The sequence below is a fragment of the Acinetobacter sp. V116_7 genome (assembly GCF_056735735.1).
In genome coordinates, this window is record NZ_JBWZIF010000007.1 from 1 (window position 1) to 986 (window position 986).

Sequence of the window (986 nt, forward strand, 5' to 3'; positions counted from 1 at the left end):
CACTGTGTTGGCCGTATTTACACTGACCTGTGCGTAATTGATGTGACCAAAGATGGTTTAAAGGTGATTGAGAAAGTTGAAGGCCTTAGCTTTGATGAGTTACAGGCTCTAACGGGTGCAACTTTGATTGATGCGACTCAAGATTAAAATTTAAAACAGCAGTAACTATTGTGACAGGCGACATGGATGTCGCCCGTTGGACAGGGAGGCATGGAAGCCTCCTCTGTTCAACAAAGGTTTTTGTTACTTTTGACCTTTCAAAAGTAAGGTATCGCTTATGCAACAGACCTATGGATATCACAGTATATTACAGCCGTGATGTTATTCGTTGATATGAAAATTTATAAATCATTACGACGGAGTCTTATCTGTTTAAATCAGATGCCGACAGCTAATTCGTGTCACTTTTTTAAAAAAGTAACCAAAAATCTTTGTTACTCAGACACAACCTCCCTGTTGTGCTGAGCAACGAGGCGACATCCATGTCGCCACCACGAAATACTTACGGAGAATGGCTAAAAAGGCCTGAAGTAAAGGACAAAAGTTAGAATGAAAAACGCTTATATCATCGATGCCATCCGTACACCATTCGGCCGTTATGCTGGGGGCCTTGCACCTGTCCGTGCCGATGACCTTGGCGCTGTGCCGATTAAAGCCCTCATGCAGCGTAACCCAAATGTAGATTGGGAACACGTCGATGATGTGATCTATGGCTGTGCCAACCAAGCCGGTGAAGATAACCGTAATGTCGGCCGTATGTCAGCACTGCTTGCTGGTTTGCCGTATCAAGTACCAGCAACCACCATTAACCGTTTATGCGGTTCTTCACTCGATGCGATTGCTATTGCTGCCCGTGCTATTAAAGCAGGTGAAGCGAACTTGGTGATTGCAGGTGGTGTAGAGAGTATGAGCCGTGCACCTTATGTGATGGGTAAGTCTGACAGTGCTTTTGGCCGTAGCCAGAAGATTGAAGACACCACCATGGG

Annotated in this window: 1 protein-coding gene and 1 pseudogene; both read left to right on the top strand. The window is 45.2% G+C overall.

Features of this window, described 5'->3' with window-relative positions:
• Window positions 1-147 (top strand): annotated as a pseudogene (locus AC1PJP_RS00675) (3-oxoadipate CoA-transferase); the annotation flags it as partial.
• Between the two features lie 402 nt (window positions 148-549).
• A partial coding sequence (locus tag AC1PJP_RS00680; RefSeq protein ID WP_479766360.1) for a thiolase family protein occupies window positions 550-986 on the top strand: 437 nt, incomplete at its 3' end.